This is a genomic window from Bifidobacterium catenulatum subsp. kashiwanohense JCM 15439 = DSM 21854 (assembly GCF_001042615.1).
GTDB classification, from domain to species: domain Bacteria; phylum Actinomycetota; class Actinomycetes; order Actinomycetales; family Bifidobacteriaceae; genus Bifidobacterium; species Bifidobacterium catenulatum.
Window position 1 is genome coordinate 718,155 of record NZ_AP012327.1, and the last position, 13,930, is coordinate 732,084.

General features: G+C 56.6%; 13 protein-coding genes. 9 read left to right on the forward strand and 4 right to left on the reverse strand.

Features of this window, described 5'->3' with window-relative positions; genetic code table 11:
* Positions 1-53 precede the first annotated feature (53 nt).
* From metK to fmt, 4 genes are all read left to right on the forward strand, one after another.
* Complete coding sequence (gene metK, locus BBKW_RS03070) at positions 54-1,268, forward strand: methionine adenosyltransferase (protein WP_033501322.1); 1,215 nt, start codon at positions 54-56, stop codon at positions 1,266-1,268.
* Positions 1,269-1,282: 14 nt separating this feature from the next.
* Positions 1,283-3,514: a primosomal protein N' gene (locus tag BBKW_RS03075; RefSeq protein ID WP_033501321.1), complete on the forward strand. Its 2,232-nt coding sequence runs from the start codon at positions 1,283-1,285 to the stop codon at positions 3,512-3,514.
* A 77-nt stretch (positions 3,515-3,591) separates the two neighbouring features.
* Positions 3,592-4,302, forward strand: coding sequence for an HAD family hydrolase (locus BBKW_RS03080; protein ID WP_033501320.1), 711 nt, complete (start codon positions 3,592-3,594; stop codon positions 4,300-4,302).
* Between the two features lie 117 nt (positions 4,303-4,419).
* Complete coding sequence (gene fmt / locus BBKW_RS03085; protein ID WP_033501319.1) at positions 4,420-5,382, forward strand: methionyl-tRNA formyltransferase; 963 nt, start codon at positions 4,420-4,422, stop codon at positions 5,380-5,382.
* A gap of 123 nt (positions 5,383-5,505) precedes the next feature.
* Here fmt and serB read toward each other — a convergent pair whose 3' ends face one another.
* Positions 5,506-6,180, reverse strand: coding sequence for a phosphoserine phosphatase SerB (serB, locus tag BBKW_RS03090; protein WP_033501318.1), 675 nt, complete (start codon positions 6,178-6,180; stop codon positions 5,506-5,508).
* Positions 6,181-6,269: 89 nt separating this feature from the next.
* On the opposite strand from serB, the gene arc reads away from it, so the two are divergent.
* From arc to pafA, 5 genes are all read left to right on the forward strand, one after another.
* Positions 6,270-7,844, forward strand: coding sequence for a proteasome ATPase (arc, locus tag BBKW_RS03095; RefSeq protein WP_033501317.1), 1,575 nt, complete (start codon positions 6,270-6,272; stop codon positions 7,842-7,844).
* A 43-nt stretch (positions 7,845-7,887) separates the two neighbouring features.
* Complete coding sequence (dop, locus tag BBKW_RS03100) at positions 7,888-9,471, forward strand: depupylase/deamidase Dop (protein WP_171842729.1); 1,584 nt, start codon at positions 7,888-7,890, stop codon at positions 9,469-9,471.
* A gap of 134 nt (positions 9,472-9,605) precedes the next feature.
* Positions 9,606-10,436 carry an inositol monophosphatase family protein gene (locus BBKW_RS03105; RefSeq protein ID WP_033501316.1) on the forward strand — a complete coding sequence of 277 codons (831 nt, stop codon included), beginning with the start codon at positions 9,606-9,608 and terminating at the stop codon, positions 10,434-10,436.
* A gap of 85 nt (positions 10,437-10,521) precedes the next feature.
* Positions 10,522-10,713 (forward strand): ubiquitin-like protein Pup, encoded by a 192-nt coding sequence (locus tag BBKW_RS03110; protein ID WP_033501315.1) that lies wholly within the window; start codon positions 10,522-10,524, stop codon positions 10,711-10,713.
* Positions 10,713-12,179: a Pup--protein ligase gene (pafA, locus tag BBKW_RS03115; RefSeq protein ID WP_033501384.1), complete on the forward strand. Its 1,467-nt coding sequence runs from the start codon at positions 10,713-10,715 to the stop codon at positions 12,177-12,179. The genes BBKW_RS03110 and pafA overlap by 1 nt, the downstream gene beginning before the upstream one ends.
* Before the next feature lie 141 nt (positions 12,180-12,320).
* Here the strand turns inward: pafA and BBKW_RS03120 are convergent, their stop codons facing one another.
* The 3 genes from BBKW_RS03120 to BBKW_RS03130 form a co-directional block, all read right to left on the reverse strand.
* A complete protein-coding gene (locus BBKW_RS03120; RefSeq protein ID WP_033501314.1) occupies positions 12,321-13,121 on the reverse strand; it encodes a dioxygenase in 801 nt (266 codons plus the stop codon).
* Positions 13,118-13,477, reverse strand: a complete 360-nt coding sequence (locus BBKW_RS03125; RefSeq protein ID WP_033501313.1) for a hypothetical protein — start codon at positions 13,475-13,477, stop codon at positions 13,118-13,120. Before BBKW_RS03125 ends, BBKW_RS03120 begins: the two co-directional genes overlap by 4 nt.
* A 145-nt stretch (positions 13,478-13,622) precedes the next feature.
* On the reverse strand, positions 13,623-13,904 hold the full coding sequence (locus BBKW_RS03130) for an HU family DNA-binding protein (RefSeq protein WP_003808664.1): 282 nt from the start codon (positions 13,902-13,904) through the stop codon (positions 13,623-13,625).
* Positions 13,905-13,930 lie beyond the last annotated feature (26 nt).

The window sequence follows — 13,930 nt, forward strand, 5'->3', positions numbered from 1 at the left end:
CATAGCGACCAGAAGGGACGAACGTGTGGGGCGTTCGTGAAAGGAGCGGCCAGATGGCTGAATTGAAATTGATTTCCGCTGAGTCGGTAACGGAGGGGCATCCAGACAAGGTCTGCGATCAAATTTCCGACGCGATTCTGGATGATATGCTTGCCCAGGATCCGCAGTCTCATGTGGCTGTGGAGACGTGCGCCACCGTCGGCCAGTTCTTCGTTTTCGGAGAGGTGACGAGCGAAGGGTATTCCGACATTCAGAACATCGTGCGTTCCGTGGTGCGTAATATCGGCTATACCAGTTCCTGTGTCGGCCTTGATGCCGATTCCTGCGGCGTGACCGTGTCATTGACTGAGCAGAGCTCCGAAATCAATCAGGGTGTGGCTCGTTTGAGCGGTGAGGCGGAATCGCAGGCATCTCGCGAGCAGCGCTACGAAGCGCAAGGTGCCGGCGATCAGGGCGTAATGTTCGGCTATGCATGCGATGAGACCGATGTGCTGATGCCATTGCCGATTTACTTGGCGCATCGTTTGGCATATCGTCTTACGCAAGTGCGCAAGAATGGCGAAGTACCTCATCTGCGTCCGGATGGCAAGACTCAGGTGACCATCGAATACGATGAGAACGATACTCCCGTTCGTCTCGACACGGTGCTGGTTTCCACTCAGCATGATCCGCAAGTCGATCAGGCGTGGCTTAAGGAGCAGCTGACGGAACATGTGATTCGTCCGGTGCTCGACGATGTGCTTGCCGATCGTGTGGCGCATGATGAATATCGCGTGCTCGTTAATCCGACCGGTTCGTTCGTGCTTGGCGGCCCTGCCGCGGATGCCGGCCTGACCGGTCGCAAGATCATCGTCGACACGTATGGTGGTGCGGCGCATCATGGCGGCGGCGCGTTCTCCGGCAAGGATCCGAGCAAGGTGGATCGTTCCGCGGCCTATGCGGCACGTTGGGTGGCCAAGAACATTGTGGCCGCAGGCCTCGCGCATAAGGTTGAAGTGCAGGTGGCGTATGCCATTGGCGTGGCCGACCCGGTGTCCATCAATGTGGAAACGTATGGCACTGAAAATGGTGTGACCCGCGAACGGATTCAGCAGGCTGTGCGTAAGGTGTTTGACCTTCGACCGGCCGCCATTATCGACGAGCTCGACCTGAAGCGTCCGATCTATTCCAAGACCGCTGCTTACGGTCATTTCGGACGCAACGATGCTGATTTCACCTGGGAGGCCACCAATAAGGTCGACGAGCTGAAAGCCGCCATCGAGGGCTGAGTTACCCTTGAATCATGAGTACTGAGGATGCCGAACAGCTGGCGCTTGACGGGCTTGCCCCGCGCAAACGGCGCAAACGTGCGCCTACGCCCAAAACGCCGGCTGCCGAGCATCCCATCGCCCAAGTGGTGCTGGACATTCAAGCCACCCATTTGGGGCAAACCTTCGACTATTACGTCGAGGAGAAATATTCCGAAGACGCACAACCCGGCGTAATGGTGCGCGTGCGCTTCGGGGGGCAACGGGTCAACGGCATCGTATGGAACAGAACCGACACCAGCGAAACCCCGGAATCGTCGCTGAGATTCATTGAACGAGTGGTCTCAGATCGTGTGCTGGTGCCCGCATCCATGCGGAATGACGTTACGCTTATCGCGGATGCGTTCGGTGGAACACGAGCCAACATCCTACGTTTGGCGGTGCCTGCGCGCGTGGCGCGAGTTGAACAGGAGCAGCGCACCGGCAATCGAACGAATATCGAAAAAAACAGGCGCAGGGAATCGCTTGCCAAGGCCGAACGGGAATCATACGAACAACTACAACGGCAATACGGCAATATCAATCTGCTTCACGAAGCGTTGGAATCGCAACGTTTCCAATCATTCGTATTCGATCCGCTTCCGGGTGCCGATCATTGGCGGCAGTGCGCGGCGTGGATGGTGGTTTTGGCGCTGCTGCAGGGCAAACCGGCGGTGCTGGTGCTACCGACCATGCGTGAGATAGAGGATATGGCTGAGACCTTGCAGGCTATTGGCTTGCACCCTTTTACACCGACGCAATCCTCCAATGGAGCATATGACGGCGATTTCGCCATTCTGAACGCGCAGATGGCGCCGGCGGAACGGTATCGTGCCTATCTGGCCATCAGCGAAGGGCAGGCTCGATGCGTGATCGGCACGCGTGCGGCGATGTATGCTCCGGTGAACGACAATGCGTTGTTCTTCATACTCGACGACGTGTGCTATCAGGATGCCGATGGCATGATGCCATACGCCAACGCTCGTGGAGTGTTGCGGTTACGTGCGAAATCGCATAACGGCGTGTTCGTTGCGATGGCCAATGCGCGCAGCGTGCAAAGCCAGTGGGAGACCGATGCGGCGCACGTCGGAGCCACTCAAGTCAGCGGTTTCAGCACGCCTATTCATGCATTTCCTGCGGTGACCAAGGAGGCAAGTCCTTGGATTCGTTGGCTCAACCGCGATGAACTGACGAGACTTGCGGATGCAACCATTGGAGCGCGCGTGCCGCACACCGCGGTGCGAGTGTTGTCGAAAGCGTTGGAAAGTGGCCCGGTGTTGTTGAGCATTCCGCAAGACGGCATCAGTGAGGCGTTGAGCTGTGCGAAATGCCACCGCCAGGCGAGATGTTCGTATTGCACCGGGCCTTTGGAACGATTGTTGGACGGATCCGTGCGATGCCGCTGGTGTGGCTCCGCCACAGTGCGATGGGCGTGCCCTGCATGCCGGGGCGAGCGTATGCGAGTGGTTCGTGTCGGGGCCGCGGGAACCGCACAGGAACTGAGCCGGCTGTTTCGTGGCGTTCCCATCGTGCTTTCAACACCAAGCCAACCGCGTGGCATTGTTTCCGATATTGGATTTACGCCACAGCTGGTTATAGCCACTCCCGGTGGCGAACCCCGTGTGCGTGGGCGGAATCCTTCGGAGTGCGAATACCGTGCCGTGGCCATTCTTGACGCATGGACCAGCCTGTACGCGTTCGGTATCGACGCGGGCATAGACACGTTAACATCGTGGATGCGTGCGGTTTCGCTATGCGCGCCGCGAATCAGGGGAGGCCAAGCGCTGCTGATCGGAGAAACCGATCCTACGCTTGCCCAATCGTTGATGCTTTGGAATTCAACGCTGTTGGCGCAAACCGAACTACAGGAACGTGAGCAGACGGCATTGCCCCCAGTGTTCGCCGCCGCCTGCGTGTGGGGTCGCCGTGACGCGGTGAAAGCCACGTTGGAACGGATTGGTGCATTGGGAGGGGGAGATATGTCTACCATCGAAACCGCCGAAGGCGTGCTGCCGTCCGTACTGGGACCGGTACCCATTCCACAGCCGCGAACCATTGATTCGCGTGAGTTGGAAGGCACTGCGGATCGTGTCAAGGCCGTGGTGCGTGTGCCGCAAAGCCGACGTGGCGAATTGGCGTTGCGTTTGCGTTCCGCCAGCGCCCGCCATGTGGCCGCTCGTGAGCCCGGCGAGCTGCGTTTCCAGCTTGATCCGAAGGAGCGAATCTGACGCACGTCCCCTCGCCGTGAAAAACTAGATAGGTTGAAGTTCGGCATAAGGCCGTATGACAGTGAATGGAGGGTCATATGAAGGGCTGGCCAGGAGAGCCTGACATGGAGTACGACGTGCTCATGGCAGACGGCGAAGCCGCGGCGAATGCGGGCAAACCGATTACTGATGTGATTTTCGATTTCGGCAATGTGCTCATCTACTGGGATCCGGTTGCCGTGATGATGCCACGGTATAGCGACGAGCTTATTGAGCAGTTCCTTGACAACGATATTTCCGGCTTTTATGACGTCAATGACGAGTTGGACTATGGCATGTCGAACGATGATGGTGTCGCCTTGATGCGTGAACGGTACGGAGACAAGTGGGCCGACATGCTGCAGTATTATCTCGACAATTTCGTTGACTCGCTGACCGGCGTGGTGCCGGGTGCCCGCGTGATCATCAACGATTTGAAAGCTGCCGGCGTGCGTGTGTGGGGATTGAGCAACTGGCAGAAGGACCTGTTCCCGATCGCGCTTGATAATTTCGATATTCTGCGCAGTCTCAACGATCGTGTGGTTTCGGGGTACGTTTCCTTGCGCAAGCCCAACAAGGATATTTACGAGTTCGCGTTGCAGCAGTTCGGCATTGACGCTTCCGGCGCGGTATTCGTGGATGATAAGGCCATGAATATCGTAGGCGCGAACAATGCTGGCATTCGCGGCGTTCGATTCAAGGATTCGCGTGCGTTGCGTGCGCTGCTCATCGATGCAGGTGTGAAGATTCCTGCAGTGTGCCAGGCATAGTGTTGGTGCGCTGTATTCCCCCTATTGCACACGCTGCTGATATGCGTGCTGTTGATATGACGGAATGATTCCACGATGATAACGATGTGAATGAGGATTTGATAAGGAGGACTTTCCATGCTGAAAGTGCTGTTTGCCGGTACTCCGGATGTTGCTGTGCCGTCGTTGGAGCTGCTGGCTGAAGACACCGAGCATTTTGAAGTGGTCGCAGTACTCACCCGACCGGATGCGCCTACCGGTCGTGGACGCAAGTTGGTGCCGAATCCCGTGAAACAGGCTGCGCTTGAGCTTGGCCTGCCGGTGATCGAATCCGATCCGAGCGAGGAAACCTTCATTTCCGAACTGGCAGCCACCGGAGCTCAGGCTGCCGCAGTGGTGGCGTACGGCAAAATCCTGAAGCAAGATGTGCTCGACGCGTTGCCGATGGGCTGGTATAACCTGCATTTCTCGCTGCTTCCGCAGTGGCGCGGCGCGGCTCCTGTGCAGCGTTCCATTTGGGCCGGCGAAAAGGTGACTGGTGCTACGGTGTTCCGCATTGTGCGCGCCATGGATGCCGGTCCGATTCTGGCGCAATCCACCGTGGAAATCGGAGCGCACGAAACCGCCGGCGAGCTTCTGAACCGTCTTGCCGAAGATGGATCACGCCTGCTTGCCGCATCGTTGCAGGCTATGGCCGACGATCAGATCATTCCGGTGGAACAGCCTGCCGGCGCATATGAGATAGCTCAGAAGATCACCGTTGAAGACGCACATATTCGTTTCGACATTCCTGTGTTCGCGGTGGACCGTCAGATTCGTGCCTGCACACCCAATCCGGGCGCATGGTGCGAACTGCATGCCAACGCTGAAGCTGAACCGACCACACTGCACGTGCTTCGAGCACAGAGCGCCGATATGAGCAATCCCAACACGCCCGCTTCGCTTGAGCCGGGGCAGATTGTGGCCGGAAAGAAGAACGTATGGGTGGGCACTTCCTCAGATCCACTGGAATTGCTTGAAGTCAAAGCCCAAGGCAAAAAGGCCATGCGTGCCGCCGACTGGGCGAGAGGTGCTCATCTCGATGGAGCCTACTGCAAGTAAAATTGAAAACATGTAGACCATATAAAGTTGCCGTGTGAACATCATGATTTCACACGGCAACTTTTGCTATATCAAGCTTGTGATACTGCGATTCAAATCATCAGAAGTGTCAAATCTCGAAAATCAACGAAGAAAATCAAGAATCCGCGTCAAATCGCGTTCGCTCACACGATGTGGAGCATCCGCCTGAACCGCAGGCTTGGCGCAGAACGCCACACCGAGCCCGGCGGCATGAATCATCGGCAGATCATTGGCCCCATCACCAACCGCAACGGTCTGATCCATACTGATGCCCATGTGTGAAGCCCAATCATGCAGCGACTGCAACTTCACATCTTTCGTAACAATATCGCCAAGCACACGGCCGGTCAGACGGCCATTCGCGGCTTCCAAACGGTTCGCAATCCAAAAATCAAGATGCGCGTCGGAGGCAAGACAATCCACGACTTCATGAAAGCCGCCGGAAACCACGCCGACTTTCCAATCATGCGCATGCAAGGCATCAATCAAATCAAGTGCACCGTGCGTAAAATGCACACGACGATATACATCATCGAATACCGAAGTCGGCAAATCCTTCAGCAATGCGACGCGAGCCTGCAATGCCTCGCGAAAATCAAGTTCGCCATTCATCGCACGCGCGGTAATCGACGCAATCTGTTCGCCAATTCCAGCGGCGGTGCCCAACTCGTCGATGACTTCCTCATCAATCAGCGTGGAATCCACATCCATGACCAGCAGACCCGGCTGAGAAAGGGTGGGCGTGGGTGCGATGTTCGGCGATTCTTGTTCAAGCATGGTTTTGATTGTCGGAAATCATGCGGACAATGAGTATTCTTAGTGGGTGAATGTATGGGGCGGTTGCATTCCGGCTTGGGTTTGTCGGAATGTTCCCGCGTGTTGGAAGTGGGGTTTGCATGGATCAGCGTGACGATACGTTGGCATCATTGGGCGAGACCAACGATCAGTTGATGGCCAAGAACCATGCGCTGGCCAAGGCGTTGAACCGCGCCACTCAGGAGCTCACCAAAGCCAAGGCACAACTGAACCAGTTGGCCGGGCCTCCCATGACTTTTGCCACCATGGTGCGCGTGTATTCCGCTCGAACGGACGAACAGGGTGTGCAGCATGCCAGCGCCGAAGTGATTTCCGGTACGCGACGCATGATCGTGCCGGTTGCGGCGAATGTGCAGGCGTCCAGACTCGAGGCGGGGCGGACTGTGCTGCTCAACGAAAACATGGTGGTGGTTTCGCAGACTGACACCGACACGTTGGGCGCAGTGCGTACGGTGAAACAGGTTATTGATGATGGACGATTGCTGGTAATCGACAATGGCGGCAATGCTACATTGGTCCGTCGTTCGGGCACGTTGTCGAAGGCTGTAATCAGTGTGGCCGATCGTGTTACGGTCGATTCGTCCATGCGATTCGCGCTTGCGCTGGTTCCCCCGCAGAATGACGCTGATTTGGTGCTTGAGGAAGTGCCGAATGTCACGTTTGCCGACATTGGCGGTTTGGACGAGCAGATCGAACGTATTCGCGATGCCGTGCAAATGCCGTTTCTGCATCGTGAACTGTTCGAACGGTATGATTTGAAGCCACCGAAAGGTGTGCTGCTGTATGGGCCTCCGGGCAATGGCAAAACTCTGATCGCCAAAGCCGTAGCCAATGCGCTTGCTGAAGACGCGGACGGCGGCAGGGGTGTGTTCCTGTCGGTGAAGGGGCCGGAACTGCTCAATAAGTTCGTAGGTGAGTCGGAACGGTTGATCCGCATGATTTTCAAGCGTGCGCGTGAACGTGCCGCGGAAGGCAAGCCGGTGATTGTGTTCATCGACGAGATGGATTCGTTGCTGCGCACTCGTGGATCCGGAGTGTCATCGGATGTGGAAACCACCATTGTTCCGCAATTTTTGGCAGAACTTGACGGCGTGGAAACGCTTGACAATGTTATGGTGATCGGCGCGTCGAACCGTATCGACATGATTGATCCAGCAGTGCTTCGTCCTGGACGATTGGACGTGAAGATTCGCGTGGAACGTCCGAAGACGGCACAGGCGGCGCAGATCATCCGCCATTATCTGACCGATGATCTGCCGCTGGTGCCGGAATTGGATGCGAAGGCCCTAATTGGCGTGCTGGTCAACGACATTTATGCAAACGACGAGCATCGGCATCTATGTGATGTGCGTGATGAGCATGGCCAATGGCATCCGGTATATCTGGCAGATGTGGTGTCTGGAGCGGTGTTGAAGAACATTGTGGATCGTGCCAAAACCCACGCCGTGAAGATTTCCATCGAGGATGGTCGGCCCGCGGCGATCGGTGTCGACTTGCTGGCTAAAGCAGTCGACGAGGAATTCATGGAAACCCAAGATGCGGTGCTGGATGCCGATCCGGAGCAGTGGAGCCGCATCAACGGTTTGGATGCCGGGCATGTGACCAGCATCCGCCCAGTGGCGTAATGCTGTTGGATAATGTGAAAGCAGACGAAAGGAAGTCATATCGATGAGCGTTCGTCGAATCATGGGTACGGAAACCGAATATGCGGTTTCGGCGCCGAAACTTGGGCATTACAATCCTGTGCAATTGTCGTTCGACGTGGTTGGTGCCGCGGCAAACGAACGAACCAAGCATATCCGCTGGGATTATCGGCAGGAAGACCCCGTCAACGACGCGCGAGGTACCAGACTGGAACGCGCCGCGGCACATCCCGACCTACTTACCGACGCGCCGCAGCTCAACATCACCAACGTGATCGCAGCTAATGGCGGACGTGTGTATGTGGATCATGCGCATCCGGAGTACTCGTCTCCCGAAACCGATGATCCTTTTGATGCCGTGCTCTATGATCATGCCGGAGACCGCATCATGTGCGCCTGTGCGCGCAAAGCCAGCAAACAGGCCGGCACCGCAATCGTACTGCATCGCAATAACGTCGACGGTAAAGGCGCAAGCTGGGGCACGCACGAAAACTACATGATGTTGCGTTCGGTGCCATTCGACCAGGTTGCGAAACTCATGACGGCCCATTTTGTGGCAAGGCAGATTTTCACGGGATCAGGTCGCGTCGGCATCGGCGAGCGGAGCGAAACCACAGGTTATCAGCTCAGCCAACGTGCCGACTACTTCCATATGAAAGTCGGTTTGCAGACCACGTTCGACAGGCCGATCATCAACACGCGGGACGAATCGCATAGCACCGACGAATATCGCAGACTACATGTGATTGTCGGCGACGCAAACCGTATGGATGTGCCGCAAGCACTGAAGCTCGGCACCACCAGCATGCTGCTTTGGCTGCTTGAACATGCCGAAGAGGCGGGATTGAACATGGATGAGGCCTTGAGGCCGACCACTCTTGCCGATCCGGTGCGCGCCATGCATGAGGTGTCGCACGATCTTACATTGGGTGCCGCGTTGCCGCTGGAATACGGCGGTGAAACCACGGCATGGCAGATCGAAATCACATTGCGTTCTCTGGTATATGCCGCCGCAGCCGTGGTGTATGGGACCGATACGTCTGGCGAACCGGCATGGCCGGACCGTTCCACCCGCAACATCATGGCGATGTGGGGACAGGCGCTCGCCGATGTGGCGGCCATTCGCCATGCCGACGATGATACGCGACTTGCGATGCATGGGGAAGCTTCCCGCGTCGAATGGCTGTTGAAATGGCAGTTGTTGGAGAAGCTGCGGCGCAAGATCGGCTCTGGCTGGGGTGATGCGCGCATCGCGGCCGTTGACTTGAAATGGGCTGCGATCGATCCCGCCGATTCGATTTTCGATCGGTTGCGTGCCCAAACGGAACGTCTGGTCATGGACGAGCAACTGGAACAGGCTGCGGTTGAAGCGCCATCGACTACTCGTGCGTGGTTGCGTGCTGAGATTATTCGTCGTTTCCCTGAGCAGGTCGTGGCCGCATCGTGGTCTCGTCTTACCGTGCGTCATCGAACGATTAGTGATAATACCGTGGAGAATCCGATGGTCTCATTGGATATGTCGGACCCTCTGAAATACGGCAAATCTCAATGTTCTGGCTATTGTGAACGTGTCCAAGATGCGGCGTCGATTTTGGAAATGTTACGGTGAAATGCAATCTGTGCGGGTAACATTACCATCAATTGGTCGCGAAGAACGACCATTGACAACAGGTAACATCATCCCGGTATTTTTAGGAGAGAGGACGTGCCGGGACTGTACAGAGGAAACGAAAAGGCATATCTATGGAACTGAGGCAAATCGCCCTCGAAGTCGCCTGCATCCTGCAGGACGCAGGCAAGCATGCGTTGAACGACCAGACGAATCCGCACGACATGAGAAGGCTGGAAGTGTCCGAAGACTGCTTCCACTTCACTTCAAACACCGACGAGCGCCTACAGCAGTTCATCAGCAACCGTCTGACCTATGTCGACGTGTTCGATGGCTTCTGGCAGCTGAGGCCGGAGCAGTGCTATCCCGGCCAACGATACTGGTGCGTGGGCGGCATCGACGGCGTGATCAATTTCGCACGCAACATGCCGGAATGGACCATCACCGTGACATTATTCGAATTCAACGACCAGTGCTCCGCACAGCCGATCCTTTCGATCGTGCACGCTCCGGCGCTGGGATTGACGTATCTTGCGGTGCGTGGATCCGGTGCGATCCGTATTCGTAAGACCCCATTGGGAGACAAACGCGAGAAAATCATTCCTTCCACCACGTCGTCCCTCGATGGTTCGGTGGTGAGTTTCGGCATGTCCCCGGTATCGTCCGAATCACAACGCGCGCTCGATGTGGTGGCTAAGATCGCCGGGCGTCCTGCCGATATTAAACGTGTCGGCCCGGCGTCCCTTGATTTGTGCAAGGTGGCCGATGGCACGTACGACGCGTATTTCGAACCGCACTTGCATGAGTGGGACGTGCCTGCCGTGTCTGCCGGTGCCGTGGTGATTTGGGAGGCGCAAGGCCATCTGACTCAGTGGAACGGCGAAGGCGTTCACTGGCGTCAGGAGAACGATGTGGTGGCCACCAACGGCCTAATCACCAACGATTTGAGCCAGTATTTGGCATAGTGTTGCATGCTGCGCCACACCTGATATAAGGTGTGGCGCAGCATTTTTTGTAGGTTTGCAACTGGAAGTTACAGGGAGGAATGCCATGCCTCAGGAATTTGACCAGGCTCGATCCGCATCCGCAGGCCAAGAGGTGGGCGACATTGTCGAATCCGCCGGCGTGCAAGTCGACGGAACCACTGATGCGTTGGATGCTGTGCTTGACGACATCCAATCGGTGCTTGAGTCCAATGCCGAGGAATATGTCGGTAGTTTCGTGCAAAAAGGCGGCGAATGATGCCACAGCTGCGAGACAGCGGCAATCATTCCTCGTCTCCGCTTGATGCGGGAACATTGCGTGAGGTTCATTCTTTCGCCCGTATTTTCGGCATTGAAACCGAATACGGCGTCAGTGTGACCGGTGCGGATGCGCCATGCGACGCCAGCCAGACGGCAATGATGATGTTCCAACCGATCATTGCCTCCGCGCGATCGACCAATACGTATATTGAAAACGGTTCGCGACTGTATCTTGATGTCGGATCGCATCCTGAATACGCCACGTCCGAGGCCTGCGATCCCATGGATGCTCTGGCCGTGGATGCTGCTGGCGAACTGGTGATGCGCGACCTTGCGTTGGACGCCCAGCAGAGGCTCCGTTCCACTCATGGGGCGCATGCCACAGTGCATGTGTTCAAAAACAACGTGGATTCCGCGGGGCATTCGTTCGGCTGCCATGAAAACTATCTGGTACGTCGATTTGTGCCGTTGGAAGTCATTGAACATGAATTGCTGCCGTTCCTGATTACCAGGCAGCTGTTCACTGGTGCCGGGCGCGTGACGAAATCGGGTTTCCAGATCACGCAGCGCGCTGATTTTCTGGATGAGGCCGTTTCATCGGCGACCACAAGATCTCGTCCAATGGTCAACACCAGGGACGAGCCGCACGCCGATCCTGACGCTTTCCGCAGACTGCACGTGATTATAGGGGATTCGAATCGTTCCCAATGGGCCACGATGATGAAGCTTGCCACCACGCATCTGGTGTTGTGCGTCATCGAACAGGCGGGGCGTGAAGGGCGTGAGTCGGGATTCTCACGTTTCGCGTTCGCGGATGCCAGCGCCGCCAATCGTGCGGTCAGCTGCGATATGAGCGGCGTGACTGCTTCGTTCGACATGGCCGACGGATCGACGTTGCAGGGTGGTGCCGTAGCCATGCAGGAACGTTATCTGCAGGCTGTGGAACAGTTCGTGGATGAGCATCCGGAAGTGGCTTCGTCATTGCCGCGCACCGATGTGCACGATGTGATTCGTCAGTGGCGCAATGCGTTGGAAGTATTCCGTTCCGGCAATGTGGATGCCTTGAGCGACAAGGTGGACTGGGTGTGCAAGCATCGCCTGTTTGAAGCGCTGCGTACCCGTTCCGGTGGGAATGTTGCACAGCGCAAATTGGAGCAACTGGATTTGGATTATCATGACGTGGCCAATGGTGCGTTGTATGACTCGTTGCTTCGTCGTGGGACTTTGCACTCATTGATTGGCGATTGGCAGGCTCAGGAGGCCCGCACCACGCCTCCAGCAGATACGCGTGCCGCATTGCGCGGCAGGTTTGTCAGCGCGGCCAAGGCGTATGGCGCGCAGTATTCCTGCGATTGGACCAGATTGTCGTTGCAGACACCACGGAAGATGGACACGGTCTTGCTCGATCCATTTCAATGTGAAGGAAACGAGGATTTCCAGGCCATGCTTGATGCTTTGGCATAGGGTGAAGGCAGATGGTTTGCACGCATCTACGAGAGTGGGACACGGTCGAGGTTCATGGATCGTGTCCCACTCTCGTATTCGCGTTCCGTTATTTCGTTGCGTGATTCTAAAGCGGTTAGTGCCGCTTTAGACCGATCTAAGTCAGACTTCGCCGCGGTATTTCGCCATCATCTGCGATTGCAGCTGCTGTGCGCTTGGCGGCGTCCATGTAATAGCGTCCGCACCTGCTTCGATGGTGGCGAGAATGCGTTCTTCGGAACCGCCTCCTGATGCGAGAATTGGGATTTCCGGATGATGCATGCGGATGCTTGCCACAACCTGAGCGGTGCGTGCGCCTGCCGCCACATTGATGATGGCCGCGCCGGCAAGGATCTTGCATTCGGTGGTCTCATCGTCTTCCGTGACTGTGGCGATGACTGGAATATCAACCATCAGCATGGTGGTTTCGATGGTTTCCGCAGGAGCGGGCGCATTGATGACAACGCCTGCCGCGCCTTGCATTTCGGCCACCATGGCCAATTCGGCCACACGTGGACCTGTGGTGGTGCCACCGCCCACGCCTACGAACAACGGCATCTGGGCTACGGTGAGCAGCGCTTGTGTGATGACCGGCTCGCCGGTGAACGGGTAGACGGCGAGAATGGCGTTGGCATTAGTGTTGCGAATGATCACGGCGTCGGTGGTATAGGCGAACGATTTGAGCGTATGGCCTTTGACTGTGATGCCGCCGCAATGTTGCGATATGACTGCGGGCACTCGCGCATTGGGGGAGGAGAGGCGACCTTCGATGCGTGCGGTTCCATAACGGGTGCGTGACACGTGAGGTGTCACGGAATGCTGTTCCACAGCCACGGCCTCACTTGGAGTGAACAGGGATCGTTTGCCGATACGAATTGGTTTGGGGCCGTTTGCCTTGGGAGCGTTCTCCTGCTCGTCGCTCATTCCTGTACCTCCGTGTCTGTGTGATTCAGCATAAGGAATTCATGGATGGCTTTACGTCGTTCCGCGTACTCTTCGCCGAGGAGTCTGGTGTCAGTGTTGTCGATGATACGTTGCAGAAGTTCGCTGAGAGTGGAAAGTTCCTCTTCGTTCAGGCATTCAAGCATATGCGTTGCTATGCCTGATGATTTTGGAAGCTGCTGCAGCGGTGCCATGCCACGACGGGCCGCTTCGACATTGCGTACCCGTGTTGCGGCGCGAAGCGCGGTCTGTGCGCGCGTTGCCTTGAGTTTGGTGTGCAGTATCAGGATGTTGAGTTCGTGAAGTTGGTTGATGACTTCTTTGCGTTGGTCGGTCATGAGATTCCCCATCTATATGGACACGATGTCTAATATGTATAGTCTAGCGCAGGATCAACCTGAGAAACGGTTGCATGCGGGAATCAGAAAAAGAGATGCCCCGACCATCGTGGTCGGGGCATCTGATCGTCCATCATCACAATAATTACTTGGTGACAGCCTTCTTCAGCAGGGAGCCGGCGGAAATACGAACGCCGTAGGTTGCCGGGATCTCGATGGTCTCGCCGGTGCGCGGGTTGCGTCCGGTGCGTGCGGCGCGCTTGACGCGCTCAGCGGAGAACAGGCCGGTCAGCTTCAGGCCCTCGCCGGACTGCATTGCCTCGACGAACACGTCCTGGAAAGCGTTCACAGCTGCCTCAGCCTGTGCCTTGGTCAGGTTGGACTTCTGAGCGATCTTCGAGACGAGATCAGACTTGTTGTATGCCATAAAGCATCCTTCTTGGATCAGGGGAT